The following is a 25,479-nucleotide window of genomic DNA, read 5'->3' as shown; positions in this document are numbered from 1 at the left end:
ATCGGCACGCCCAGCGCGCATGGCGATGCCGGCGAATGACGACGCCAGCCGATTGCTCCACGTGTATTCCCCGTTCGTTCGTTGTTCTTGCAGTGTATCGCGCACTGTTGTTGGGTGAACGACAGCGTGGTGCGCCTTCGATCACCCGCGACTTCTATCGGCATGAAATGTGAAAACTGAAGGCCCGCGCGGCTTTGCGGCGCATGGCTGGACCGGTGCACGCAGCCGGACGCATATCGATCTGCCAACGAATTCGTTTGCGCGGCGCAACAACCGCCCTACGCTTGACCCCCTAAAAATTCATCAGGGGGTTGTCCATGCAGGCAAGCATTTCGGGCGCATTTTCGTTGCAAGGTCTGGCGCAAGCGTTGACGAAATTGTCGCGCCAGGCGGTGGGTGTGGTCATCGGGGCGGCGCTCGCGGTGGCGGTGCTGCACGCGCCGCAAGCCCGCGCCGACAAGCTGGACGACATCAAGAAGGCGGGCGTGCTGCGCGTGGGCGTGTTCGACGCCAATCCGCCATTCGGATACGCGGATGCCAAGACGGGTGAACCCGTTGGGCTGGACGTGGACTACGCTCAGGAAATCGCCAATAAGCTGGGCGTCAAGCTGGAACTGCGCGCCACCAACCCGGCCAACCGCGTGCCGCTGCTCACGTCCGGCAAGGTCGATATCGTGGCCGCCAACTTCACCATTACCGACGAGCGAAAAAAGCAGATTGAATTCAGCACGCCGTACTTCGCCAGCGGCCTGCAGTTCATCGCCAAGAAGGGTGTGCTCAAGCAGCCGGACGACTTGAAGAAAGACGGCATCCGCCTGGGCGTGGACAAGGGCACCACGCAGGAAACCACGCTGCGCGAAGGCTATCCCAACGCCCGCGTGATTGCCTATGACGATTCTCCGCTGGCGCTCACCGCACTGCGCACCGGTGCCATCCAGGCATTTGCACAGGATGGCGCCAAGCTAGGCGCGCTGCTTGCCACGCTGCCCAACCGCAGTGAGCTGGAGATCTCGCCTTTCGTGCTCACGCGCGAGTACATGGGCATCGGTGTACCGAAGGGTGAAACCAAGCTGACGGCGACCATCGACCAGATCCTGCAAGGTCTCGAGAAGGACGGCACCGCCGGCCGCATCTATGACCGCTGGTTCGGTCCGAAGAGCGCCGCCCCGCTGCCGCGCGACTTCATCATCGGCAGCACCAAGTGAGCTTGAGCCTGCCAGCCCTCCTCCAACCCCTGCCGCCGCGTTATCTCGGCTGGATGCTGGAGGGCTTCGGGATGACGCTGCTGGTGTCGGCGGCTGCCATCGCGGGCGGGCTGGTCATTGGCCTGCTCCTGACGGCGCTGCGCGCGAGTGCTCAGCCGTGGCTGCACTTACCGGCCCGCGCGCTGGTGGCCTTCCTGCGCAAGACGCCGTTATTGGTCCAATTGTTCTTCTGGTATTTCGGCGCGGCGCAATTGCTGGGCGAAGACGTGGTCGGGGCCATCACCGGCTGGGGCGGCATCGCCGTGGGTGCCTGGCGATTGCCTGCGCCGTCGTTCGAATTTCTGGCGGCGACGTTCGGCATCGCGCTGTACGCCGGCGCGTTCTTCTCGGAAGAGCTGCGCGCCGGCATTCGGGCGGTGCCGCGCGAGGCCGCGCTGTCGCTGGGTTTCACGCCGCGTGCCGCCTTCCTCCGTGTGGTGCTGCCGCAGGCGCTGCGCGTGTCGGCGCTGCCGCTGCTGGGGCAATGTGCCAACACCATCAAGAACACCTCGCTCGCCATGGGTATCGGGCTGGCCGAACTTGCGTATAGCGCGCGGCAGGTGGAAACCGACACGCTGCTCGCCTTCCAGGCCTTTGCCGTGGCAACCGTGCTGTATGCCGGAGTGATTCTGTTGCTGCAATGGGTGGCGCCCCGCGTGCTGCGGCGGCTTGGCTGGACATCGGCATCGACGCTGCCGGACGGAGCCCCCGCGTGACGATGGAAGCTGTACTCCTGCACCTGCGTTACCTGCTGATCGGACCGTATCCGAATGGTCCGCTGGCCGGGGCGGCGCTCACGTTGTGGATGGCGCTGTGGGCTTGCATGATGGCCACGGCAGCGGGCGTCGGTTGTGCGCTGTTGCTGGACAGGCTCGACGCCACGCCGGGCTTGCGCCGGTTGGCGCGCCTGCTGCGCGGGCTGCTGGCCACGCTGCGGGCCATCCCGGTACTGATGCTGATGTTCTGGGCGTACTTTCTGATCCCCATGGCCCTGGGCGTGTCGGTGCCGGAAACCGCCACGGTGGTCGCCGCGCTTGCCGCCGTGGGCGCGGCCTACATCACCCAAAGCATGGAAGCCGGCTTGCGTGCCGTCGGTGCCGGGCAGCGCAATGCGGCTCTGGCGCTGGGCATGTCGCCCCCACAGGCGCTGCTGACCGTGGTGCTGCCGCAGGCGTGGCGCATCATGCTGCCGTCACTCGCCAACCAATGGGTATCGACGGTCAAGGACACCTCGCTGGCCTACATCGTGGGCGTGGTGGAATTGTCCACCGCCGCCAGCCAGGTCAACAGCCGCACGGTGGCCTACCCGGCCGAGGTGTTCGGCGCGGTGGCCGTGCTGTATTTCCTGCTGTGCACCGGCATCGAGGCCTTGCCCAATTGGTTGCGCGCAGGCCCCCGCACGCCTGCGGCGCAACCGACCCACATGTCGACCTGGCAACGCTTTTTGCGCTGGCGCGAACGCCCTGTTTCTGATGCCGTGACTTGAGCCACACCGCTATCTTGGCTTCACAAAACGTCGGTATCATCGAGATCATGACCGATACCCGCGCCACTACCCATCTCTATCCCGCGCACGACCTGGCGATCTGCACCGACGCCAACACTGCCGTCGAGCGCATCACCGCCATCTACGAGCGCTCCGCGCAGGCGATCCGCGATCGCTTCCACGCCTTTGCGCGCGGCGAGGACTGCAGCGAAGACCTCGCCGCCTGCTATCCGTACCTCGGCATCACCGTCGACCCGAAAACGCTGGTGAGCGACGCCCGGCCGGCATGGGGCACAGTGGCGTATCCCGGCGTGTACGGCACGACGCTCACGCGACCGGACCTCTTCCGTGACTACTACCGCGTGCAGATCGAACGGCTGCTGCACTATCACAACAGCCCCGTCGTGGTGGGCGTAAGCAACCGGCCGATTCCGCTGCCGTTCGTGGTGGAAGCGTCGACGGTGGACATCACGCCGGAACAGGCGCGCGCGCTCGGCGGTGCGTTCACGCTGCCCGACCTTGCGCAGATCGACGATTCCATCGCCAACGGCACATACCGCCCGGTTGGTGATGAACCGCAGCCGCTGTCGATGTTCACAGCCGAGCGTGTCGACCTGGCCCTGCAGCGCCTGTACCACTACACCGCCACGCACCCGAAGCACTTCCAGCGCTTCGTGCTGTTCACCAACTACCAGCGCTACGTCGATGAGTTTGCCGCCCTCGGCCGCAAGCTCATGGAAGACGGCAACGACGAAGGGTACATCCGCTTTGTCGAGCCCGGCGACACGGAGCACGACCTCGGCATGCCTGCGCCGGACGACTCCCACCGCATCAAGGGCCTCCCCCAGATGCCCGCCTACCACCTGGCGCGCGAAGACCGCCTGGGCGTGACGCTGGTGAACATCGGCGTGGGCCCGTCCAACGCCAAGACCATCACCGATCATCTGGCCGTGCTACGACCGCACTGCTGGATGATGATCGGCCACTGCGGCGGCCTGCGGCGTTCACAGCAGCTGGGCGACTACGTGCTCGCCCACGCCTATGTGCGCGACGACCACGTGCTCGACCAAGACCTGCCGCCGTGGGTGCCCGTGCCGCCCATCGCCGAGATCCAGGTGGCGCTGCAGGAGGCCGTGGCGCGCATCACGGGGCTGTCGGGCGCCGACATGAAGTCGCGCATGCGCACCGGCACGGTGGTCTCCACCGACGACCGCAACTGGGAGCTGAAGTACCAGGCGCTGTACAGCCGCTTCAACCAGTCGCGCGCGATTGCCATCGACATGGAAAGCGCGACGATTGCCGCCAACGGCTTCCGCCTGCGCGTGCCCTACGGCACCCTGCTGTGCGTGTCCGACAAGCCGCTGCATGGCGAACTGAAGCTGCGCGGCATGGCCAACCTGTTCTACCGCCAGCGTGTCAGCCAGCATTTGGACATCGGCATGGAGGCCGTGCGCCTGTTGCGCGAAAGCGGGGTTGAGGCGCTCCACTCGCGCAAGCTGCGCAGCTTTGACGAGCCCGCGTTCCGGTAGTGCGGGTCAGTGCGGCTGAGTGCGGGCGCTCCTCCGGCAGTGCTTCGGCCTGCTGACGCACGCGCTCTGAGCCGCCACTGCGTTTAAGCCGCGCGAAACAATCCATGCAGCCCGAGCGGCGCCACGCCGTTCAGGCTTGCCGTGGCGACGGGCCCTGCAGCAACATGCTGCGCATCGAACGCCGTCAGCCTCGTACAGCCGGCATCCACATCGAATACCGTCCCGATCAGCCAACCCTCGCCTTCACGGGCGCTGGCCGATGCAGGCACGAACACGTGTTCTTCCACCAGCGTGCGGTGCCCGAAGCGGTATTGCTCGGCCTGCCCTGACTCCGTATCGACGCGCATGACGGTGTCGAAGCTGTGCAACGCCTGTGGGCCGCCATCCGACGATGGCGCCGTGTGGGCCACCATGAACAATGCGCGATGTCGCTGCGCGGTGCGCCGCGTGTCGATCTTCGGGAATTCGGCCACGTGCGCGCTGCTGAACTGCTCAGCCCGACCCGTTCGCAAGTTGAGTTGCACCTGCGTGTAGCGCGCACCGGGCGATGGGCGAATCTGCCCGCGCATCAATTCACGCAGCGACGTGGTGACGACCGAGGCGTCGTCCGAGCGGATGTAGTCAAAGTGAATCTCCTGCCCATCCGGCGAAGACCACGCATTGCCGAGGTGGAAGACGAAGCCTGCCGGCAACTCCAGCCAGCGCACGCGCGTGACATCGTCTTTGTCGAGCACCAGCACGCGCATACCCAGCTCCGGCCGCCAGACATGGGAATCGAGAAACGACATGCCGGCGTGCGAGCGATCCACGTCGTACACGAACGGCGGCAGCAGAAACACCAGGTGGCGCTGCGTCACGGCAAAGTCGTGCACCATCGCCATGTTCGCAACCTTGATGGACTCCACGCGCTTGAGTGCGCCGTCTGCACCCACGCAGTACACGGTCAGCAGACCGGCCGCGCTGCTCACGCCAAAATTCCACAGCGTGCCGTCCGGCTCGACCTTGGGATGGGCGGAAAACGGCATGCCCTTGTAGTCGTCGCGCCAGGTCTGTACGCCCAGCGTGCGCAGAGAATCCGGATCGACACGCGTGGCCGAGCCGCCTTCCCACAGCGCGAGCATCTCGTCGCCGTGCATCACCAGGCTCGTGTTGGCAACGTTGATGCTGTCCGGCGAGGTTGCCGGCTCCATGTCCGGGCTGGCGGTGCCGAACGTCGCGCGCAACGGCCGGCCGGCGGTGGTGTCGGCGACGAACTTGTCGGTGCGCACGAACACGCCGCGGTGCGTCACGCCCTTCTCGCTGATGTCGTAGCGCTGGATCAGGCCGTCGCCATCAAAGAGATGGTGATAACGCACGCCGCCGATCTCATGCCGCGCCGGGCCATTTCGGTAGAACGCACCGCGCAACGCAGGCGGGAAGACGCCGTCCACCTTTGCCTCGCGGGTCGGCATGTCGGCGCCGACACCCTGGTAACCGGCAAGCCATGGAGTTTGCGCGCGAGCTGCTGCAAACCCGGCAGCCCACGGGTCGGGGGTGGCGGCCATCACGTCGGTCAAGGTCAAACCAAAGGGTGCGGCGCCCAAGGCCGCAAGAAAGGATCGGCGTTGCATGACGGGCCCTCGCTCAGCATCAGTGCAGGTGGATCGTCACGCGCTGGTCGCCCTGCACGTCGATGGCGGCGTCGTCAAATGCGGGCGGACCGAAGCGGCCACGTGCATCGCGGCTGAAACCGTAGGGCTCGATGGGAATGCCGGCCGGGTTGGTGCCAAGTTTGCCGTCGTTATTCGCGTCATGAAAGACCGACAACGCGTAGCGCCCCGCCGGCAGATCTGCATACACGAAGGTCACGTTGCCGCCCGATACGCTATCGAGCGCGGCAATGTCAGCGCGGACGGCCGAATCGGGCTTCAGCCAACCGGCGGTATCGCGGAACATTGCCGCGCGCACCGCACCTTGGCGCCCTTGTGCGCCCTCCACCACTACAGTCAGCGTCGCGGCGGACGCGCTCGCGGCGAGTGTGGTCGCGAGCAGAGGCAGGGCAATGCGCGGCAGAGAAAACATCGCAGTCATGAGCGTCTCCTGAGTGGCCGGCGATGCGTTGATGGCCGGCGGTCAGGAGGCAATGTAGGCGGGTGCCATGCTGTAGTCAGCGCGCATGCGACGAAGTGCGGATACCGGGGCGCAAACGGTCGCTTGCGGGCGATGAACGCGTCACAGAATTCTCAGGACATCCACGCCTGACGTGCCAACGAAAACGCCCGCCGGAGGGGCGGGCGCTTATGGCGTGGGAGGCTAATGCGGCAGGCTCGACAAACGGTGGTCGGCCAGCAGCACACTCGCACTCAAGGCAAGCTGGGCCGAGATGAAGCCCTCGGGCATCTCAACGTCTTCCCAGTCACAGATGATGTGGCCGGCGCGGCAGATCTGGAAACGGGCCGTCCAGCGATGATCATCGCGTTGCAGCGGATCAACGAAGATGACATGCGCGCCATGTGTTACTTCTTGAATCGGCATTGTGGTTCCCCGTTGTTGATCGTTGGAAGACCACGTTAACAAAGACGCATGACACAAATCTGTCCGCCGCTCACCTACAAATGGGGGAGGGCGCACCTCAACCGACCAGGGGATCGGGCCGCGCCGACGAGCGCGTGCCCGGCAACGGGTAGTTATCGGGACCGTAATACGTAAACACTGCCGAGAACTTGACGGCGGCCGTCTGGTTGGCGCGGGCCGCATGGAAGGTGTTGCAGTGGAAGAGCAGCACGTCACCGGGCAGCAGCGGCACGGGGCGCGCGGTGTCGATCAGCGCGCGGTTCTCTGGCAGCTCCTGGCGCAGGAACAGCTTGGCGTCGAACCGGTCGGCGGGCAGGTCAAGCTTGTGGCTGCCTGGAATGACCCACAGACAGCCGTTATCGACGGTCTCTTCCACCAGGGCCAGCCACGACGACACCAGTTCGTTCCGTTCGAACGACCAATAGCGGCTGTCGCGGTGCCAATGGGTGGCCGTGCCAAACGCGGGGTGCTTGGTCATCACGCAGTTGTGGTGCGCGAGCGAAAGATGCACAGGGCCACCGATCAGTTGCGCAATCGCGGCGGCCACGCGCGGGTCGCGCGCCCATTCCGTGTAAGGCGTGCCGCGCGAATCGGCGTCGAGCAGGCGGCGTACCGTCTGGCCGCCCTCGGCCTCGCGCGAGAGGGGTGCGCCGGCATAGCCGACGTCGGTTTCCAGCTCCACCGGCGCCGCCGCGCTGGCCAGCCCGTCCTGTGCGGCGGCAAGCAACGCGGCACTCACTTGCTGGCTGGCGAAGCCGCGCAACACGACGTAGCCGTGCTCTTTGAAAAAGGCTTGCTGATCGTCGGAAAGCGGGCGTACCTGGGCGGCGGTGGGGGCAGACGCAGACATGTCGAAAAGAGCGTACGAAGACGGCCAAAGACAACGAGTGTAACGCGCCGCCGTATGCGTTGCAGGCCTCACACGCAACCGGCCTGCGCAGGATCAAACGCGGTATGTGCCGTCCTGCCCGAGCCTTACCAGAACGCCTGCTGGCCGGACAATCGAAAATACTTCGCGATCACCATCAAACCGAGCAGGCGCTCCTGGTCACGGTTCAGGAACTGCGCCACCCACCGGTTCGCGTTACGGACGATTGCCAGCGCATCGCCCGGGTATTTCCGGTAATGGTCCATTTTCTCCTGGAGGTCGGAATAATCATCCTTCAGCAGAACATAATGCACTTCCGGGATCAGCCTCCCCTCCATGAACCACGTCTCATATCGGGGCCGCCGCATGAAGCAAAGCGAATTGGACGCCATGATCCATTTCAAATTCGTTGCAACGTCGTTCCCCTCGACGCTGACAATGAATTGATATCGCAATTGCTCCGCAATCGTCATGGGCGATTTGTAAGTCGCTTTTCCAATCTCCGATTTCCGAGTATCGCCGATATTGACGTTTGGCAGGTCATGACATCGCTCCACAAACGCCCTGCGGTGTTCCTGATGGCACGGCCCCCGAAAGACCGCCATGGGCTTCTTGTCGTGGAAATGGATGGGGTCGCGTGCCAGCGAAAAATGCCGGATGGCGTCGAGCTTCAAGAGAATCCCATTATGAGAGCTACTCTTGATCGGGCGGCTTTTTACGAACGCCGGGTGGTTCGGCTCGGCAGTCACATCCCCGCAGTCGTAGTCAAAGCTGTAGCCCGGGCCAAAATAATCCATCAGGTCGACCAGATCATAGAAATAGGTGCTCCCTATTTCACAATCTTTGTTGACAATGGTGCTGGTGGAGGATTTCAACAAGAACTTTGAATACTCCACGGCATTCTTGCTGGGGTCGAATTTTTCAGAAACCGAGTTGTAATAACTCAATCGATCAAAGACGTCCTGCATACGCCGCTGATCGCTTTTCCTTTTCAGAATCGCTTCAGCTCTTCCATTTTTTGTAGCACGGGCGAGAAAATGGCTGGAGGCATTCGAAAAGTAATACCAGAATTTTCTTGCAGAGACCCTGCTCAAACGGTACGTGAGATGACGCATGAACCAAAAGATGCCGCAAAAATAAACTTGGGGGCGTTGCTTTTCGGGTGAAAAATTTAAAGCCCCAACGTGCAGTTGAAGTGGCGCATGAACCACTCAGAATTTGCCGCCGATGCAGCCGATCGCGCTCCCCCCCTAAGACAGCACGTGGGCCCTCATCCGCGGCGGACCTCACTGTACCGTAAGAATCCTGCGGCTCATCCCTGCCCGAGACGATTCCTGACGCCGAGCCCTCGGCTTGCGTACGGTGCGCATTGGCCGCCGCATGGCCGTTGTCGTGACGTCACACTTTTCTGCCACCCAAGGCTGGCGAGCCATCGGTACTGCGGCCAGTGCATGGAACGCGAGCAGGCATGCGCCCGCACGCGTCCTCGTTACTGAATCTCCAGGGCCGTCACGGTCAGTGCGCCATTCACTTTCTCCGCAACAAACCGAACTTTGCTGCCGACCTGCACTTTGCCAAGCATGGCCGGATTCTGGACGCGAAAGACCATCGTCATCGGCTCCATGCCAAGGTTGTCGAGGGGACCATGCTTGATGGTCAGCTTACCCGCAGCGGTGTCGATCTTCTTGATCTCGCCTTCTGACATGGGGGCGGCAGCGGTAGCCGCAGACGCAAAGGCAGCGTCTTCCGCTGCGTGGACGAACGGCGCGCCGGCCAGCAGCGCGGTCAGCATCAGGGCGTGACGAAACATGTTGGGCTCCTTGTCGAACGAGATGGTTGGGGAGGGGTCAGGACTTGTTGCCGCGCACCTGCACGGCGCCGCGCATGCCGGCCTCGAAATGGCCGGGCTGCAGACAGGCAAACTCGATCGAGCCGGCGTGCGTAAAGTGCCAGACGATCTCGCCGCGCTGGCCCGGGTCAACGGTGACGGCGTTGGCGTCGGCGTGCTCCATCTCGGGGTGCTTGCGCATCTGCTCGGCGTGGGCAACGAGATCGGCCGGCGTGCCCAGCGTCATCTCATGCCGCACCTGCCCGCTGTTGATGACTTCGAAGCGGATGGTCTCGCCGCGCTGAACGGTGATCTGCGCGGGCATGAAGCGCATGGTGTCGGTCATGTCGACGCGCACCGTGCGCGTGATGCGGGTGGCGTCGCCGGGTTCACCGATTGCGGCATCGCTGTGGTCATGCCCGCCGGCGTGATTGCCGGAGGCGTTGACGATGGCGGCTATCGACATCAGCGCGGCCAGGAAGGTCGTACGGATCAGATTGCGTTGCATGTTCGGTCTCGGTTTCGTATTGGATGTGGATTGAGGCATCGCTCAGTCGTCGATGCTGGAGCCGGTGTATTCGTAGGCGACGGTGCCCTTGGGGTGCTTGTACCAACCGGGGTCTGCATAGCTGTTGCGCGGCAGATCTCGGCGCACCTTCATCACCGTGAACATGCCGCCCATTTCAATGGCGCCGAACGGGCCCTGCCCCGTCATCATGGGGAGCGTGTTGTCGGGCAGAGGCATTTCCATCTCGCCCATGTCGGCCATGCCGGCCTGGCCCATGCCCATGTAGTCGGGCACCAGGGCGTTCATCTTCTTGGCGAGGTCTTTCTGCTGCACGCCGATCATGGTCGGCACGTTGTGCCCCATCGCGTTCATCGTGTGGTGCGACTTGTGGCAGTGGAAGGCCCAATCGCCGGGGTTGTCCGCGATGAACTCGATGGCGCGCATCTGGCCCACGGCAATGTCCGTCGTCACCTCCGGCCAGCGCGCGCTGGGCTGAACCCAGCCGCCGTCTGTGCCGGCCACTTCGAAGGTGTGGCCATGCAGGTGCATCGGGTGGTTCGTCATCGTGAGGTTGCCCATGCGGATGCGCACGCGGTCGCCCAGACGCACCGGCAACGGGTCGATGCCGGGGAAGACGCGACTGTTCCACGTCCACATGTTGAAGTTGGTCATCTCGGCCACGCGCGGCGTGTAGGAACCGGGGTCGATGTCGTACGCGGCAAGCAGGAAGACAAAGTCGCGGTCCACGCGGTGCTGCGCCGGGTCTTTCGGATGCACGACGATCAAGCCCATCATGCCCATCGCCATCTGCACCATCTCGTCGGAATGCGGGTGGTACATGAAGGTGCCGGACTTCTTCATCTCGAACTCATAGACGAAGGTCTTGCCGGTTGGAATGTGCGGCTGCGACAGGCCACCCACGCCGTCCATGCCGGCGGGCAGGATCATGCCGTGCCAGTGCACCGTGGTGTGCTCGGGCAGCTTGTTGGTGACGAAGATGCGCACGCGATCGCCTTCCACGCATTCGATCGTCGGGCCGGGGCTCTGGCCGTTGTAGCCCCAGAGGTGGCCCGTCATGCCGGGTGCGAATTCGCGCTCGACGGGCTCGGCCACGAGGTGGAACTCCTTCCAGCCGCCGCGCATGCGCCATGGCAGCGTCCAGCCGTTGAGGGTCACGACGGGGTTGTAGGGCCGGCCGTTGGGCGGCGCAAGGGGCGGCTGCGTGACGGGCTTCGTTTGCAGCGGTGCTTCGGGCAGCGAGGCTGCGCCGGCGCGCGAGACCATCGCTGCGCCCAGCATGGCCGCGCCCGTGCCGCCGAGAAATTGACGTCGGGAAACCATGTTCAATGTCCTTGAGGAGGGTTCGGCGCTGTGGTGGCCGCATTCGCTTCAGCCGTCGGCAGCTTGCCGCCCAGCGCCATCTGCAGGTCGGTCTGTGCAATCCAGTAACCGCGCAGCGCGTCGATGTAGCCGTTCACGGCATTCACCTGCTCGCGCGCATCGGCCAGCAGTTCGAACACACTCACGAGCATGCCGTTGTAGCGCAGCAGCATCTCGTCGGAGATGCGCTTGCGCACGGGCACGAACTCGTCGCGGTAGTGGCGCGTGAGGTCATATGCGATCTGGTACCGCACGTACGATTCGCGCACTTCAGAACGCGCACGCACAGCCGTGTCGGCAAGCTGATCGGCGGCCTGCATGTAGATCGACTGCGCGCGCGCCACGCGGGCGCCGCCCCAGTCGAACAGCGGGATCTCGATGCCGATCTCGTAACCCGTTTCGCGTGGTTCGTTGGATTTGCTGTTGCGCACGTAGCCGAGGTCGAGCACGTTGATGAAGCGCGTGGCCTGCGTGAGCCCCAGCGACGATGCCAACCCCTCGACCTGCAACTTGCCCGCCTGGATATCGAGCCGGTTGCGCAGCGCATAGGCCTCGATCTGCTGCAGTTCAGGGCGATCCTTCGGCAGGTCGGGCAGGCGCTCCGGCAACTGGAAGCCGGTATCCGCGCCCCACACACCCAGCAGGCGGATCAACGCTTCGCGCTCGGCCTGCGCCTGCTGGCGCGCGCGCGCCAAGGTGGCGGTGGCCTCTGCATAGAAAGCGTGCTCACGCGCGCGATCCAGTTTGCTGAAGTTGCCCGCAGACGCCAGGCGCTTGGCGAACTCGGCCCCGGCTTCGGCAGCTTGCTGAACCTGCTCGGCATAGCGCGCAGATTGCTCCGCAGCGACGGCATTGACGTATGCGCGGCGTGTCTCTGCGGCCACCTGCAGCATCTGATTGGCGACCAGCAGCTTGGTCTGCTCGAAGTAACGGCCTTCGATGCGCGTAGCCATCGGCAGCGTCAGCAGGTTCAGGAACGACAGCGAGAACGTGCGCTCGATCGACAAGTCGTCGCCGCTGCGCGTGCGCTTGAAACTGAAACCGGGATTCGGCAAGCGGCTGGCCTGCACGAGCGCGGCTTCCGATAGCCCCAGCTCCGCATACGAAGCCTGCAGACCACGGTTGTTCAGCAGTGCGATCTGCACGGCTCTGTCCATCGTCAGCGGCTGGGCCAGCAGCTCGCGCGTGCGTTGCGCGGCGCTGTCGCGTGCTTCCGGTGAACGCTGCCACGTGGCGTCTTTGCCGAGCCTTTCGCGCGCCATATCGGCAACGGTCTTGAAGCCGCTGTCTTCCGTGATGGTGGCGCAGCCGCCCAGCAGCAGCGTGGCGGCCAGCGCCCCCAGGACAAGGCGGCGTGTGGGTGGTTTGAGCACGGCGCCTCCTAGTGGTGATGCATGCCGGGCATGGACTCGCCGGCAGGCTTGTTGGAGGAAGCGGGCGGCGCGCTCGCGGGCAGGCTGTGTCCTGCGTGGCTGCCATGCGCCGCGCCGCCGGGCTGGGGGCTCACGGCCGCGTTGGTCTCGCGCCAGGGCGAGGGTCCGGTATCGCGATACGCGTGATAACTGTCGAATGTGCGCGGCGCGGCTATGGCCGGCACAGCGGCGTCCGCGTTCAGTGGATCAGTGGGGAAAGCTGTCGGCGCAGACGCCCCGCCCTGCGCCAAAACCCATGGCGGCGCCAACGCCAGCAGCGCGGCGGCCACGAACCATCGTGTGGAAAGCATGAGAAACCTCGATCAGGCGTGATGACATACGGCCGCGTGTCGTGCACGGGGCCGCAGAACCAGAGGCCAGCCCGCTCTATGGACGGACTAGTGGCGTCAAACGCGAATCGAGGGTGGACGTTGGAGCGCTTCGGGAATGAAGCTGCGGAAGGAAACGGCGAGGCCACGCGGCACAGCGCCCGACAGCTTGACCAGAGGCACACCAAGACTGGCGGCCAGAGGAACAACCGACCCGAGCGAACAGGCCGCGCAGATCGGGCAGGTCTTGCAGTGCGACTGCGCTGGCGCTTTCGGCTCGGCGCCGGTTGCCACGACATCTTCGTGCTCATGGCAGCCGTCGGACATGACGGCGCCGTCATCCGGCGTTGCCAGGGCAACCCTTGCATCGTCCATGGCACCGCCGCGCGCCATCATGGCCGTCGCGGCAAACCCTTGCAGGGGCAGTGCCAGGACGACCAGCCAGAGCAGGAGGCGGGTCAGCAAGCGGTGCATGGAAAACCGGAGGGGCTGAAAATCGTTTGCGGCGGAAGGCGCTAGTGTAGCGCGATACCATCAAATTTCACGCAATGCAGCACAACGTGCGCCGCGCACGGCACAATGGCTGGCAGTTGCGTACCCATTTCTGCGCGGCCCTGCTCTCCCCATCATTTCTGCTTCAACGCCCCATGAATACGCAATCCCACCAGCTCAGCATGACCGTGCTGATGACGCCCGACATGGCCAATTTTTCCGGCAACGTGCACGGCGGCCACATCCTCAAGTTTCTCGATCAGGTTGCGTATGCATGCGCGAGCCGCTATGCCGGCCGCTATGTGGTCACGCTGTCGGTGGACCAGGTGGTGTTCCGCCAGCCGATTCACGTGGGTGAACTGGTGACGTTCCTGGCGTCGGTCAACTACACCGGCCGCACGTCGATGGAAATCGGCATCAAGGTGGTCACGGAGAACATCCGCAACCAGGTCGTGCGCCATACCAACAGCTGCTACTTCACGATGGTGGCTGTCGATGACGACGGCAAACCGGCCGACGTACCGCCGCTGATGCCCGCCAACGCAGAGGAAAAGGAACGCTTTGAAGCCGCGCAGCAGCGCCGCGCCCTGCGTCAGGAAATGGAAGCCCGGCACAAGGCGATCAAGGCGACCTACGGCCCGTCCGGCACGCGCAACTAAGCGCGCATTGAAATCGGCAGCGCGGCGACACCCCGCGTCGCGCCAGCCTGCCTACGCAGACAGCAAAGAACTGCGAACCGCGTGGTATCGCGGTCGCGCATTGTTATCCACAGGCTTACCCACTGTTTCTGTGGATAACGCATCGGCCCTGACGCAGCCTACAGCGGAGGAAGCCCGTGCAGAAATGCGAGCACGGCGTCGTTGAACAACGCGGGCTTCTGCAACGGCGCGAAATGGCTCACGCCCGGCAGCAACACGAACCGGGCATCTGGGATGGTCCGCGCCAAATAGTGGGCGTGTTCGGGGCGGATGAACTCGTCGTGTTCGCTGTATGCGATCGTCACGGGCACGCGCGTCGCCGCCAGCTCCGCGGCCGTTGCGTTCGGCTGCGTCTGCATCATTTCGGTGACGGCCGCGACGAATGCATCGAAATCGCCGGGCGTGGATGAGAGCGCGGTGTAATCCTTTCGGTGGCGCGCAAAACAGCGATCGATGACGGGCGTCGGTTCAAAAGGCTTGGCGCCACTTGGGTCCATGTTGCAGCCAAAGAAGAACACGCCGATAGCGCGTTCCGGTGTCTGCATGGCCAGGGTGAGCGCAACGCAAGCACCATCGCTCCAGCCGATGAACGGCGCGCAGTCGATGCGCAGCATATTCATGACGGTGCGCACGTCAGACGCCATGCGTGCGTAGGCATAAGGTTGCGCATCGCGTGTGCTGCGGCCGTGTCCGCGGCTGTCGATGACGATGGGCCGGTAGCCGGCAGTCATGAGTGCCGGCACCTGATACCCCCAGTTGCCGCTGTGGCCCAGCCCGCCATGCAGCAGGATCACCGGCCTGCCGGTGCCGAAGGTCGCATACCAGATGCGGGCGCCATCGTGCTCGACATGCCCTTGCGCAGCGGGGGCCGGCAGCGGTTTAGCCCCGTGGGCTGCAAACTCCGTAAGATCGTCGTCGAAGGCATCCATGTCGATCAGGTCTCAGTTGGCATAGCAAAGCGCCGCTAGCGTGCCTCTTCGATCTCGATACCGAGTTCGTTGAGCACCTCACGCGCCGAACGAAACGCCTCAATGGCAGCCGGTGCGCCGGCATAGATGGCGCTATGCAGCAGCACTTCGCGAATCTCCACCGCGGTTGCGCCGTTGTTGAGGGCGCCCCGCACATGGCCCTTCAGTTCAGTGCTGCGGCCCAGCGCGGCGAGCATCGCGCAGGTGCAGAGGCTGCGCGTCTTGAGGTCGATACCCTCACGCTGCCACGTGCTGCCCCAGGCGTGCTCGTTCAGCCAGTCTTGCAGCGGCGCCGAGAAGGCATCCAGCCCGCTCATCGCGCGTTCCACGAACGCGTCGCCCATCACCTGCGCCCGGCGTGCGCGTCCGGCCTGCTTGTCTTGCTCCGACACGATGCCCTCCTCCGTTCTGAAAAAATCAGCCAATCAGGCTGGCTTGACCAGCAGCATCATCAGCGCGGTACCCAGCAGCACGGTGCAAAACGCCAGCCGCAGACGCCGCGCTGAAAAGCGATACGCCAACGCGACACCCCACGACACGCTCGCAATACCACCGGCCGCCAGCGGGATGCCCGTTCCCCAATCCACATGGCCGGCATGCGCATACGTGGCAAGTGCGATCAACGAGCCCGGCACCACCAGCGCGAGCGCCATGCCCTGGGCACGCGTCTGCGGCATTCCGAAGAACGTCACCAGCGCCGGCACCACCACCAGCCCACCGCCCACCGTGAAGATGCCCGACATCGCTCCGCTGGCGACGCCCATCAATGGCAGGGCAGCGGCCGGCATGGCACGTGGAGCAGCGTGCGCCGTATCACCGGCATGCGGCTTCTCTTTGAGCTGCGAGGCAAAGTACAGCGCCAGCACGATCAGAAATACCGCAAACGCCGTATGCAGCAGATGGGCATCGAGGCCCGCTGCAAAACGTGCGGCAACGTAGGTCGCCGCCATCGAAAACACGCAGATCAGCGCGACGGAACGCAGATGCACCGGATGCCGCTGGTGATAGCGCCAGAAGCCGATCAGCACATTGGGCGCAATCATCACCAGCGCAGTGCCCTGAGCCAGGTGCTGGTCCATTCCATACAGATAGCCGAGCACAGGAATGGCGATCAGCCCGCCGCCAATGCCGAGCAAACCGCCTGCAACGCCAAGGCCCATGCCGAGCAGCACATTGACCAGAGCCGTGAGAACCGCGTGAGACGCCATGCCGACAAGAAAGGGGGGACGAGAAACAAACGCGGCGGCGCGCTGTATCCGCTACAGCGCGCCGCCGGAAGTGAAGCTCGAATTGTAGCGCCCGTCGTCACGCAGGGGTCTACGCAAGATGCGTAGCGAAGCCTGATTTCCCGGGTGCGATTCCATCCCGCAACGTGAGCGCCGGAATGTCGCAATCACCCGCATTCTGCCGGCGGAAGGGGATCGGCGCAGTGGTGAACAAGGTGTCCAGTCGCTCGGCCAGCGCCTGCGTGATCCGCGCAAAGCGTGCCTCGTCCATGCGCCCGGTGCGGTAGCTCACGAACGGCGGCACCACATCGAAAGCGGGGTAATACAGGAAGCCGTGCTGGATCGGGAACAGGATCTCGTCGATCGGGCCATTGATGCCGCGCGGTCTGTAGTGCGACTCCCAACCGCCCGTGGTGACGATCAGCATGGCGCGTTTGCCGGCGAGCGAGGCGATGGTGGATGGCCGTGGCAATGCGCAACGTGGGCTGCCGACAACGCTTCGCATGGCTGCCAGCCCCTTTTGCGCAATCTCCGTTTGCCGGGCCGGCGCGGCCCCGGTAGAGTCTCTTTCCAATGGGTTCTCACCCAGAGGTCTGGGCAAAACCGGAGTGATCCGGCGACGCAAAGCTATAGGGACTTCGCTGGACGAAGTCAGCCAGTTGCCCGCCAACCCGCAACGGGAGCGGGCCTGATGACGCACGCACAGAATGGCGTGGTCGGGGGGCACACAATGAAAACGATACAAACGGGGGGGCGTTCGCCTGCATCCGCCACGCTGACCGTGGCATCGCAAAAGGGCAACGCAAAGCGCAGCTTCGCGCGGGCCGCCTATGCAGCCTTCGCGCTGGTGTCCGGTGCGCTGATGGGCGCATCGCATGCGCGCGCTGAAGGGCTGCTGGTGCCGTCCTACATCTATCCGGCGGGCACGGGCGCCACGCAATGGAGTGCGCTGGCCACCGCGGCAACGTCGGTACCCACCACGGTCATCCTCAACCCGAACAGCGGTCCTGGCACCACGCAGGATGCCAACTATGTTGCCGCCGTCGCCAAAGTGCGTGCTGCAGGCGGCAAGGTGATCGGGTACGTGTCCAGCTCGTACGCAAACCGGCCGTTGTCGGCTGTGGTGCAGGACATCAACACCTACCAGGCGTTGTACCAGGTCGACGGCTTCTTCATCGACGAGATGACGGCCGACAGCACAACCGCGCATATGCAGTTCTATCAGTCGGTCTACAACTACATCAAGGGGTTGTCGCCCAACTACACAGTTACGGGCAACCCCGGCACCAATGTGCCGGAGATCTATGCCAGCCTGCCGGTGGCAGACCAGCTCGTCGTATTTGAAGACAGCGCCCGGCACTACGCCAGCTATGCGCCGCTGGCGTGGCAGGCCAACTATCCGACGGCACGCTTTGCGCACATCGTCTACGCGGCGTCGGCCGCGCAGATGCAAACGTTCGTTCGCAACGCGTCAGGCAAGGGCGCTGCTGCCGTCTTCATCACCAACAAGACGTTGCCGAACCCGTATGGCGCGCTGCCGACCTACTGGAGCCGGGAGGTGTCGGCCACGGCCGTCGCCCCGTGATGGCGCTGGTATGACTTACGCGATATGTGCGGGCTGATGCTCCGCACATGCTTTATATTCGGGCCACACCGCACCCCCCCCTTCGCCGCATGCCGGCGTTGAGGCAACAACAAGGAGAACCCCGTGGCCCTTTCTTCCAACAAGCTGCCCCCCTGGACAATCGCCGCGCCGCTGCTGGCTTGGGTGGTGCTGGTGGGCGGCTCGTTCATGACGCCCCCGGGCTGGCTGATCGCGCTGATGGCGCTTGCGCTGGCCGGTGCCGTCTTCGCCGCCGTCCACCATGCCGAAGTCGTCGCGCACAGGGTGGGCGAGCCCTTCGGCACGCTGGTCCTGGCGATTGCCGTGACGGTGATCGAAGTCGCGCTGATCGTGTCGGTGATGCTCTCTTCCGGGCCAGAGAAAGCGGGATTGGCACGCGACACGGTGTTTGCCGCCGTCATGCTCATCTGCAACGGGATCGTAGGCGTATGCCTGTTCGTGGGCGGCCTGCGCCACCGTGAGCAAGCCTTCCAGGCGCCGGGCGCCACCGCGGCGCTGGCCGTGCTGGCTGCGCTCGTCACACTGACCATGGTGCTGCCCAATTACACGAGTTCAACGCCGGGCCCGGTCATGACGTCGTCGCAGCTGGCATTTGCCGGGGTGACATCGCTGGTGCTGTACGGCTGCTTCGTCATCGTGCAGACCATCCGCCACCGCGATTACTTCCTCGTCGACAGCGCCAACGAAGACATGCACGCCCCACCGCCGCCCGCACGCGTGGCCGCGCTCAGCGCGGTATTGCTGATGGTGTCGCTGGTGGCTGTCGTCGGTCTGGCGAAGGTGCTGTCGCCATCGGTGGAAGCGGCCATCCTGAATGCAGGCGCGCCGCCGGCCACCGTCGGCATTGTCATCGCCGCGCTGGTGCTGTTGCCCGAATGCCTGGCCGCCCTGCGCGCCGCCAATGCAGACCGCATCCAGACAAGCCTGAACCTCGCGCTGGGCTCGGCGCTGGCGAGTATCGGCCTGACCATACCGACCGTGGCCGCCGTGTTCATCTGGATCGGCCGACCGCTCGAACTGGGTCTGGGCCCGAAGGAAATGGTGCTGCTGTTCCTGACGCTGATCGTGTCGTCGCTCACGCTGGGCAAGGGCCGCACAACCATCCTGCAAGGCGTCGTGCATCTGGCAATCTTTGCGGCGTACCTGTTTCTCTCGATCGTGCCCTGAGCGGCACGCACAGCAGGTTGATGTTGGGGGCGCCGCAAGGCGCCCTTCGTTTTTCGTGCGCCATGCGCGACGTTACTGCACAGGCTCCATGCCCTGCAGCAACGTGGGAATCAGTTCCGACACCGTGGGGTGAATGTGCATGGCGCGGCTGATAGTGGTGTACGGCGCCTTGGCATACATCACGTCGAGGAGCGAATGCACCGCCTCATCGCCGCCCACACCGAGAATCGACGCGCCCAGGATTTCGTGCGTCTGCGCGTCGACCACCACGCGCATGAAGCCCTGGCTCTCGCCCTTCTCTACCGCGCGGCCGACACGCGTCATCGGGCGGTTGCCGACCAGCAGCGTGTGCCCCGATTGCTTCGCTTCCGACAGCGACATGCCGACACGCGCAAGCGGCGGGTCGATATACATGGCGTACGCCTGGATGCGGTCCGACACCTTGCGCGGGTCGCCATCAAGCAGATTGGCCGCGACGATTTCGTAGTCGTTGTAAGCCGTGTGCGTGAATGCGCCCCGGCCGTTGCAATCGCCCAGGGCCCAGATGCCGGGAACATTGGTGCGCAACTGTTCGTCCACGCGGATATTGCCGCGCTTGTCCATTTCCACCCCGGCCTTGTCGAGGCCGAGATCGTCGGTATTAGGCACGCGCCCGACGGCCATCAGCAAATGCGAGCCGGATACCTCGCGCGCGCCGCTGCCGCACTCCAGGCCGACCACGACGTTGGCGCCGTCGCGTCGCACGCTCAGGCAATCGGCGTTGACTTGCACGTCGATGCCTTCCGCTTCCAGAATCTCGCGCACCGCCTGCGATACGTCTTCGTCTTCGCGCGCGATCAGGCGCGGGCCTTTCTCGACAATCGTCACGCGCGATCCAAAGCGGCGAAACATCTGGCCGAACTCCAGCCCGACGTAGCTCCCGCCAATCACAACAAGGTGCTCGGGCAGGAAATCCACGTCCATCATGGTGGAGTTGGTCAGAAACGGCACCTGATCGAGCCCGGGCATGGGCGGCACCAACGCCCGGCCGCCGACGTTGATGAAGATGCGCTCGGCTTCGAGCAGTTCGTCGCCGACGCGCACCGTACGCGCACTCTCGAAGCGGGCGTGGCCCTGGAAAACCGTGCCGTGCTCCAGGCCGCGTACCCATTGCTCGACGCCGTGGCTGGAGCGGCCGGAAATTTCATCCTTGCGGGCCTTTACGCGTTGCATGTCGACAGAGACGCCGCCATTGATCACCACACCGTATTCAGCCGCACGCTGCACCATGCGCGCCGCATAGGCGCTGGCCACCATCGCCTTCGTGGGAATACAGCCGGTGTTGACGCACGTACCGCCAAAGCGGCCGCGCTCGATGATGGCCACCTTCATGCCGGCGCCGGACAAGCGCGCAGCCAGCGGCGGCCCGGCCTGCCCAGTGCCGATGATGATGGCGTCGAAACGTTGGGTCATGGCGCTCTCCTTCGTGTGCGGGCCGAACGGGGCCGTCTCGGTATGGTAGGCGGCACACGTGGCAACGGCGAGTCTCGGTGACTGTTTTGGCCGACGCACCGCGCGACGGACACGGACAGCGCCGTCGCCGGAAAGAAAGCAGGAAGGTGGCGGTGCGCTCAGTATCGAGCGCACCGGCGCATCAGATCAGTGGTGGTGGTGATGTTTGCCGTGGCGACGGTAGCCGCGGTCGTCGCGGTCGGAGTAGGAATTGCGCTGCACGTTGCCGCCCAGCGCTGCGCCCGCACCGCCGCCCAGGCCAGCGCCCACGATGCCGCCCGCGTGGCCACCCATCGCATTACCTGCAGCCGCGCCCACGCCGCCGCCCAATGCACCGCCCACGATGGCGCCCTTGCGCTCGCGGCCGTTGGCCGTCAAGGCGCCGCCCGCGCCGCCGCCGATCGCCCCGCCGATCACGGAGCCGGTCTGCCCGCCGAGCGCGCCGCCAACGGCCGCTCCGCCCGCCCCACCCAGCGCGCCACCCAGCGCATTGCGCAGGTCATCCGCTGCTGCGGGCAGTGCCGTCAGGCCGGCGAGCGTTGCCACAATCAGGGCCGGTGCAATTTTCTTAAACATGGTGTTCTCCTTATGCGCAAATGCAGGATGCGGCACTCGACTCGACAAATGAGGGGGCCGATCCGGGCTCGATGACTTCGGGGCGGAGAATACAAGTCGCGCAGCGGGGCGGGTTAAACACATTCGTCAATCTCGTAACAGAATGTTGCTAGTTCGAGCGCGCCTGTGAGCCGTTGATAAGCCAGACAAACATCAGAACCGGAGACCGCATGCCCAGCTACATCGCCTTCCTGCGCGCAGTCAACGTCGGCGGCACTGGCAAACTGCCCATGGCCGAGCTGCGTGCGATGTGTGAATCGATCGGGCTGATTGGGGTACGCACCTACATTGCGAGCGGCAACGTGGTTTTTCGGAGCCGGCTCGCGGAAGCGACCATCAAGGCGAAGCTCGAACGCTGCCTGGAGGACTACGCCGGCAAACCCGTGGGCGTGCTCGTGCGCACGGGAGCGGAGCTGGCAGCGGTGCTGGAAGGCAATCCGTTCAAGACAGCGGCGCCCAACCGGACGGTCGCGATCTTTCTGGATACCCCACCGCCCCCCGATGCATTGGCCGCCGCCACCGGCCTTCGGACGGAAGAGATGGCACTGGGCACGCGCGAAATCTACGTGCACTACGGCGACGGCATGGCCGATTCCAAACTCAAGATCCCCGCCGCCAAGACGGGGACGGCCCGCAACATGAACACCATCGCCAAGCTGGTCGACTGGGCTACCGAATAGCGCCGGTCATTGCGCTGCCGCCTTGCGCTTGGTCATATGGTGCAAGTACGCCAGCAGATCGTTGAGCTCCGTATCGGACAGCGTCTTCTCGTCGATGCCGGCCATGCGTGCGTTGGGCCACCAGCGCAGCGATTGCGGATCGCGGATCAGGTGGCGCAGTTTCTCATCGCCGAGGTATTCCACCGGACTGTACGGCACGTTCAGATCGGGGCCCAGGTTGGCATCGCCAGCCCGATTGAGCGTATGGCACGAAAAGCAGACGCGCTGGAACGTGGCGAAGCCACGCATGACAGGCCCATCTGCGGGCAGCCCTGCTGCGGGCCGGATAGCCGCGAAGCGCTCGCCCGGCAGCGCGGCCACGTCGATGCGCACGATGCTGTAAGTCCACAGGCTTTCGTTCACGACCGACGCCTTGGCCGGCGGCGCCGTCCAGATCAGCCGGAACGGGCCAATGTCCTGGCCCTTGAGCGCCGGCCACGGCGCGGCGGGGTCTTCCACGGCCAGCCACGCGCGCGGGCCGTCGGCGCGATCGCCCAGCAACAGGCGCATCGGCAGGTGCGAAACGTAGCCGTCGCTGGCGGCGGTGGTGGCGCTGGCGTCGGGGCTGACCGTCTGCCCTTGGAACAGCGCCGTCACCGGGATCGCCTTGAAGGTCAGGCGGCGCTTCAGATTCTGGTCTTCCACCGTCACGCTGGTCAGGCGTGGATCGTGCAGTAAGGCGTCGCGTGACAACGTGCGGTGGTCCGTACCGATGTTGACGGTCAGCGTCGCGCCGTCATCCGGGGCATCGGCCGCATGGGCGGCGCTACCGAACGCTGCGCATGCGCAGAGCGCCCATCCGGCCATCGTTGCAAGCCAGTTCTTCATGAGGTCTCCTATGGACAAATTTGGGCGATTTCGTTGCGACGAGAGTGTAGGCAAGCGCACGCGCTTTGGCACGGTTTTCGTTATCGATACCTCTGTGCTTCCACGCGCTGCCTGACGGTCTGCAACGCGGCATCGAGCCGGTCGAGCGCGACGGAACCAAGCGCCAGCCGCAGCGCATGCGGTACCTGCTTGGACGTCGCAAACGGCTCTGCGGTCGACACGGAGATGCCGTCCTCCTGCAGCGCCACGGCGACGCGGTCGGCAGCGGCATCCGCACACGCGATGTGGTGTCCGATCCGGCCTTGATGGCGCGTCTGGCGCTCGATCCGTCACGCCAGTTAATCGGGGCGCACTGCTCAGGGACGTTGGTATCGGCCAAGCTGGGGCTGCTGGGCAGCGTCCCGGCCTGCACGGACCTGACCACCAAACCCTGGGTGCAGGAAACCGGCGTGGAAGTGCTGAACCAGCCGTTCTACGCCAACGGCAATGTGGCGACGGCGGGCGGGTGCTTTGCTTCGCCGTACCTGGCGGCATGGGCGATTGCACGCACGGAAGGCATCGAAGCCGCCACAGAAGCGGTGCACTACGTCGCGCCCGTCGGCGAGAAAGAAGCCTACGTGGAAAACGCCCTGCGCAACCTGCGGCCTCACCTGCCTGGTTGATCGCAGGTGTGTGGGCGAGCCGATAGACTGGTACGCCCCCCCTTCACGCATCGCAGTGTCAAGTCCTGCCATAGGTTGACACAGTGCTCAGTCAGCGAGCGCCCGATGCACCGCATCGGGCGTTTTGTATTTCAAGGCCAGATGAGGCCGTTCGTGGTTGTAGATATGCACGGCCTGCGCCACCATGCGTGCGGCCTGCTCTAGGTCGGCGGGGCGCTTGAGCAGCAACTCCCCTTTGAGGATGCCGTTGACCCGTTCGGCCAGGGCATTCTGGTAGCAGTCGTAGCCGTCGGTCATGGAGCACGTGATGCCGTGCCGCTGATGGATGCGCTGGTACTCGGCTGAACAGTATTGGATGCCCCGATCCGAGTGATGAACCAGAGGCTGTCGCGTATGGCGCGTCTTCAGCGCCATCTTCAACGCCTGGGCGACCGACTCGGCATGCAGGCTGTCATGCACGCGGTAGCCCACGATCTTGCGCGAGTAGGCGTCAGTCACCAGACTCAGGTACGCACAGCGCTGGGCGGTCGGCAGATAGGTAATGTCGGCCACCCAGACCTGCTCCGGCCCGGTGGGGATGACCTGGTTCGGGCCGTCCTTGAGCAGATTGGGATGGCGCCGGAAGCGATGATGACTGTGTGTGGTCTTGTGATACGCCCGCTGCGGCACGACCAGCAGCCGGGCTGCACGCAGGATATCGAACAGGCGATCCCGGCCAACCTGGATGCCTGCCTCGGCCAGGGGCGTGCGCAGCACGTGCTGGAGCTTGCGCGTACCCAAGCGCGGCTGGCGCAGCCGTAAGTGGTTGACCAACGCACAGACCTTGGCCTCACGCGCGCTTTGCCGTGTCTCGCTTTGCTGGCGTTTGTAGTACGCCTGGCGGCTGATGCCAATGTAGCGGCAGGCCCTGCCCACACTCAGCCCTTGGACGAGCTTTTGCGTGAGGACCTGCCCGAAGGCTTTTTTACGACGCGCGCCCCATGCTCTTTCTGGATCACGTCGATCACCGCCTCGAACAGGCGTGCCTTCTCTTGGGCCTCCCGCAACTGCACTTCCAATTCCTTGATGCGCTGCTCTGGCGTGAGCGACTTGCGCTGGCTGCTTTGATTTTCCATCGTGGTTTTGGCCTCCGCTGAGGCGCTCCAGTCCTGTCGTCCGTGCTTGCGCAACCATACCAGCACCGTCGAGCGACCCTGAATGCCATAGCGTCGCTGTGCCTCTTTGTAGGTCAGCTCGCCTTTTTCCACCTGCTCAACCACTGCCAACTTAAAAGCCAGCGTGTAGTCCCTCTGCGTTCGCTTCTTCTGCCCTTCCATCTTGACGCTCACTCCCTGTCGGGGAAAAAGTGTCAACCTTATTCAGGACGGGTCACAGACATGCGATCAGGAGTCACTTCTTGAACACGCTGACGACACTGAAGACGCTCGCCCTTCCCGTTGCCGTTGTGCTGCTGACACACAGCACCGGCGCATTTGCAGCCGAGAGCCTGGCCAACGGCATCAAGCGCCGCGCACCCCAGGGCATTACCACCAGGCTCTATGCCTGCGTCGACAAGGCGCCGGACAACGCCGACGCGATCGGCGCATGCCTGTCTGCAGAGAAGGCCGCGCAGACTAAGCGCCTCGACCGTACGTACAAGACGCTGCTCGGCACATTGGACGGCAAGGCGAACGACGCACTGGTGAGTTCAGAGCAGGCGTGGCAGGACTTCCACACCAGAACAGCGGCCTTTGAGACCGCCATCTACGGCAAGGGCAAGCTCGACGATCTGCAGCGCCTGGAGAACGAAATCTTCCGCCTAAGCGAGCGCGCCAACGCACTCGACAAGTATCTGGCCGCGAAGGGTCATTAA

Annotated in this window: 27 protein-coding genes, 2 pseudogenes and 1 riboswitch; of the genes and pseudogenes, 10 read left to right on the top strand and 19 right to left on the bottom strand. The window is 64.5% G+C overall.

Going from position 1 to position 25,479, the window contains the following annotated elements; genetic code table 11:
• The first annotated feature begins 317 nt into the window (after positions 1-317).
• Genes RP6297_RS19240 through RP6297_RS19225 form a run of 4 tightly spaced genes read left to right on the top strand, consistent with a single transcriptional unit; the run spans position 318 to position 4,259 of the window.
• A complete protein-coding gene (locus tag RP6297_RS19240) occupies positions 318-1,205 on the top strand; it encodes an ABC transporter substrate-binding protein (RefSeq protein ID WP_009240344.1) in 888 nt (295 codons plus the stop codon).
• A gap of 53 nt (positions 1,206-1,258) precedes the next feature.
• Positions 1,259-1,960: an amino acid ABC transporter permease gene (locus RP6297_RS19235; RefSeq protein WP_009277013.1), complete on the top strand. Its 702-nt coding sequence runs from the start codon at positions 1,259-1,261 to the stop codon at positions 1,958-1,960.
• A 2-nt stretch (positions 1,961-1,962) separates the two neighbouring features.
• Positions 1,963-2,730 (top strand): amino acid ABC transporter permease, encoded by a 768-nt coding sequence (locus RP6297_RS19230; protein ID WP_009277014.1) that lies wholly within the window; start codon positions 1,963-1,965, stop codon positions 2,728-2,730.
• Positions 2,731-2,777: 47 nt separating this feature from the next.
• Positions 2,778-4,259, top strand: coding sequence for an AMP nucleosidase (locus RP6297_RS19225; RefSeq protein ID WP_009240341.1), 1,482 nt, complete (start codon positions 2,778-2,780; stop codon positions 4,257-4,259).
• A gap of 83 nt (positions 4,260-4,342) precedes the next feature.
• Here RP6297_RS19225 and RP6297_RS19220 read toward each other — a convergent pair whose 3' ends face one another.
• The 11 genes from RP6297_RS19220 to RP6297_RS19170 all read right to left on the bottom strand — a co-directional run bounded on the left by RP6297_RS19220 (position 4,343) and on the right by RP6297_RS19170 (position 13,611).
• Positions 4,343-5,869, bottom strand: a complete 1,527-nt coding sequence (locus RP6297_RS19220) for a carotenoid oxygenase family protein (protein ID WP_009240340.1) — start codon at positions 5,867-5,869, stop codon at positions 4,343-4,345.
• Between the two features lie 19 nt (positions 5,870-5,888).
• Positions 5,889-6,329, bottom strand: a complete 441-nt coding sequence (locus RP6297_RS19215; protein ID WP_009240339.1) for a DUF2141 domain-containing protein — start codon at positions 6,327-6,329, stop codon at positions 5,889-5,891.
• Positions 6,330-6,551: 222 nt separating this feature from the next.
• Positions 6,552-6,773 carry a hypothetical protein gene (locus RP6297_RS19210; RefSeq protein ID WP_009240338.1) on the bottom strand — a complete coding sequence of 74 codons (222 nt, stop codon included), beginning with the start codon at positions 6,771-6,773 and terminating at the stop codon, positions 6,552-6,554.
• Between the two features lie 97 nt (positions 6,774-6,870).
• Positions 6,871-7,662 (bottom strand): phytanoyl-CoA dioxygenase family protein, encoded by a 792-nt coding sequence (locus RP6297_RS19205; protein ID WP_009240337.1) that lies wholly within the window; start codon positions 7,660-7,662, stop codon positions 6,871-6,873.
• Between the two features lie 125 nt (positions 7,663-7,787).
• A complete protein-coding gene (locus RP6297_RS19200) occupies positions 7,788-8,795 on the bottom strand; it encodes a glycosyl transferase family 90 (RefSeq protein ID WP_009277015.1) in 1,008 nt (335 codons plus the stop codon).
• 374 nt (positions 8,796-9,169) lie between these two features.
• Positions 9,170-9,490 (bottom strand): copper-binding protein, encoded by a 321-nt coding sequence (locus RP6297_RS19195; RefSeq protein WP_009240335.1) that lies wholly within the window; start codon positions 9,488-9,490, stop codon positions 9,170-9,172.
• Positions 9,491-9,527: 37 nt separating this feature from the next.
• On the bottom strand, positions 9,528-10,016 hold the full coding sequence (locus RP6297_RS19190) for a cupredoxin domain-containing protein (RefSeq protein WP_009240334.1): 489 nt from the start codon (positions 10,014-10,016) through the stop codon (positions 9,528-9,530).
• Positions 10,017-10,058: 42 nt separating this feature from the next.
• The gene (locus RP6297_RS19185; RefSeq protein ID WP_009240333.1) at positions 10,059-11,357 is read right to left on the bottom strand and encodes a copper oxidase; all 1,299 of its coding nucleotides are present in this window, start codon (positions 11,355-11,357) and stop codon (positions 10,059-10,061) included.
• 2 nt (positions 11,358-11,359) lie between these two features.
• Positions 11,360-12,769 carry a TolC family protein gene (locus tag RP6297_RS19180; RefSeq protein ID WP_009240332.1) on the bottom strand — a complete coding sequence of 470 codons (1,410 nt, stop codon included), beginning with the start codon at positions 12,767-12,769 and terminating at the stop codon, positions 11,360-11,362.
• An 8-nt stretch (positions 12,770-12,777) separates the two neighbouring features.
• Entirely contained in the window at positions 12,778-13,119 is a 342-nt protein-coding gene (locus RP6297_RS19175; RefSeq protein WP_009240331.1) for a hypothetical protein, read from the bottom strand.
• 96 nt (positions 13,120-13,215) lie between these two features.
• Positions 13,216-13,611, bottom strand: a complete 396-nt coding sequence (locus tag RP6297_RS19170; protein WP_009240330.1) for a hypothetical protein — start codon at positions 13,609-13,611, stop codon at positions 13,216-13,218.
• A gap of 173 nt (positions 13,612-13,784) precedes the next feature.
• Between RP6297_RS19170 and RP6297_RS19165 the strand changes: the two genes are divergently transcribed.
• On the top strand, positions 13,785-14,288 hold the full coding sequence (locus tag RP6297_RS19165; protein ID WP_009240329.1) for an acyl-CoA thioesterase: 504 nt from the start codon (positions 13,785-13,787) through the stop codon (positions 14,286-14,288).
• Positions 14,289-14,446: 158 nt separating this feature from the next.
• Here RP6297_RS19165 and RP6297_RS19160 read toward each other — a convergent pair whose 3' ends face one another.
• The 4 genes and pseudogenes from RP6297_RS19160 to RP6297_RS19145 form a co-directional block, all read right to left on the bottom strand.
• Complete coding sequence (locus RP6297_RS19160; RefSeq protein WP_009240328.1) at positions 14,447-15,256, bottom strand: alpha/beta fold hydrolase; 810 nt, start codon at positions 15,254-15,256, stop codon at positions 14,447-14,449.
• 35 nt (positions 15,257-15,291) lie between these two features.
• The gene (locus RP6297_RS19155; RefSeq protein WP_009240327.1) at positions 15,292-15,687 is read right to left on the bottom strand and encodes a carboxymuconolactone decarboxylase family protein; all 396 of its coding nucleotides are present in this window, start codon (positions 15,685-15,687) and stop codon (positions 15,292-15,294) included.
• A 33-nt stretch (positions 15,688-15,720) separates the two neighbouring features.
• Positions 15,721-16,503 carry a sulfite exporter TauE/SafE family protein gene (locus tag RP6297_RS19150; RefSeq protein ID WP_009240326.1) on the bottom strand — a complete coding sequence of 261 codons (783 nt, stop codon included), beginning with the start codon at positions 16,501-16,503 and terminating at the stop codon, positions 15,721-15,723.
• 109 nt (positions 16,504-16,612) lie between these two features.
• Positions 16,613-16,969 (bottom strand): annotated as a pseudogene (locus RP6297_RS19145) (NAD(P)H-dependent oxidoreductase); the annotation flags it as partial.
• Positions 16,970-17,107: 138 nt separating this feature from the next.
• Positions 17,108-17,188, top strand: a riboswitch (cyclic di-GMP riboswitch).
• A 63-nt stretch (positions 17,189-17,251) separates the two neighbouring features.
• Here RP6297_RS19145 and RP6297_RS19140 point away from each other — a divergent pair.
• Together RP6297_RS19140 and RP6297_RS19135 are read left to right on the top strand one after the other, a co-directional pair.
• Positions 17,252-18,106: a spherulation-specific family 4 protein gene (locus tag RP6297_RS19140; protein ID WP_037028562.1), complete on the top strand. Its 855-nt coding sequence runs from the start codon at positions 17,252-17,254 to the stop codon at positions 18,104-18,106.
• 123 nt (positions 18,107-18,229) lie between these two features.
• On the top strand, positions 18,230-19,312 hold the full coding sequence (locus RP6297_RS19135) for a calcium:proton antiporter (RefSeq protein ID WP_009240323.1): 1,083 nt from the start codon (positions 18,230-18,232) through the stop codon (positions 19,310-19,312).
• A 72-nt stretch (positions 19,313-19,384) separates the two neighbouring features.
• Here the strand turns inward: RP6297_RS19135 and RP6297_RS19130 are convergent, their stop codons facing one another.
• On the bottom strand, positions 19,385-20,764 hold the full coding sequence (locus tag RP6297_RS19130; protein ID WP_009240322.1) for an FAD-containing oxidoreductase: 1,380 nt from the start codon (positions 20,762-20,764) through the stop codon (positions 19,385-19,387).
• 186 nt (positions 20,765-20,950) lie between these two features.
• Entirely contained in the window at positions 20,951-21,379 is a 429-nt protein-coding gene (locus RP6297_RS19125; RefSeq protein ID WP_009240321.1) for a hypothetical protein, read from the bottom strand.
• 209 nt (positions 21,380-21,588) lie between these two features.
• Between RP6297_RS19125 and RP6297_RS19120 the strand changes: the two genes are divergently transcribed.
• Positions 21,589-22,098: a DUF1697 domain-containing protein gene (locus RP6297_RS19120; RefSeq protein ID WP_009240320.1), complete on the top strand. Its 510-nt coding sequence runs from the start codon at positions 21,589-21,591 to the stop codon at positions 22,096-22,098.
• A 6-nt stretch (positions 22,099-22,104) separates the two neighbouring features.
• On the opposite strand, the gene RP6297_RS19115 is transcribed toward RP6297_RS19120, so the two are convergent.
• Positions 22,105-22,965, bottom strand: a complete 861-nt coding sequence (locus RP6297_RS19115; RefSeq protein WP_009240319.1) for a c-type cytochrome — start codon at positions 22,963-22,965, stop codon at positions 22,105-22,107.
• A 65-nt stretch (positions 22,966-23,030) separates the two neighbouring features.
• Between RP6297_RS19115 and RP6297_RS19105 the strand changes: the two genes are divergently transcribed.
• Positions 23,031-23,627, top strand: a complete 597-nt coding sequence (locus RP6297_RS19105) for a type 1 glutamine amidotransferase family protein (protein WP_009277018.1) — start codon at positions 23,031-23,033, stop codon at positions 23,625-23,627.
• 99 nt (positions 23,628-23,726) lie between these two features.
• On the opposite strand, the pseudogene RP6297_RS19100 reads toward RP6297_RS19105, so the two are convergent.
• Positions 23,727-24,943: pseudogene (locus tag RP6297_RS19100) on the bottom strand (IS3 family transposase); the annotation flags it as partial.
• Between the two features lie 80 nt (positions 24,944-25,023).
• Between RP6297_RS19100 and RP6297_RS19095 the strand changes: the two are divergent.
• Positions 25,024-25,479 (top strand): lysozyme inhibitor LprI family protein, encoded by a 456-nt coding sequence (locus RP6297_RS19095; RefSeq protein ID WP_009240315.1) that lies wholly within the window; start codon positions 25,024-25,026, stop codon positions 25,477-25,479.

It is taken from the genome of Ralstonia pickettii (assembly GCF_016466415.2).
Classification (GTDB): Bacteria; Pseudomonadota; Gammaproteobacteria; order Burkholderiales; family Burkholderiaceae; genus Ralstonia; species Ralstonia pickettii.
Note: the sequence above shows the minus strand (reverse complement) of the source record. Positions and strands in the feature narration are given on the sequence as shown.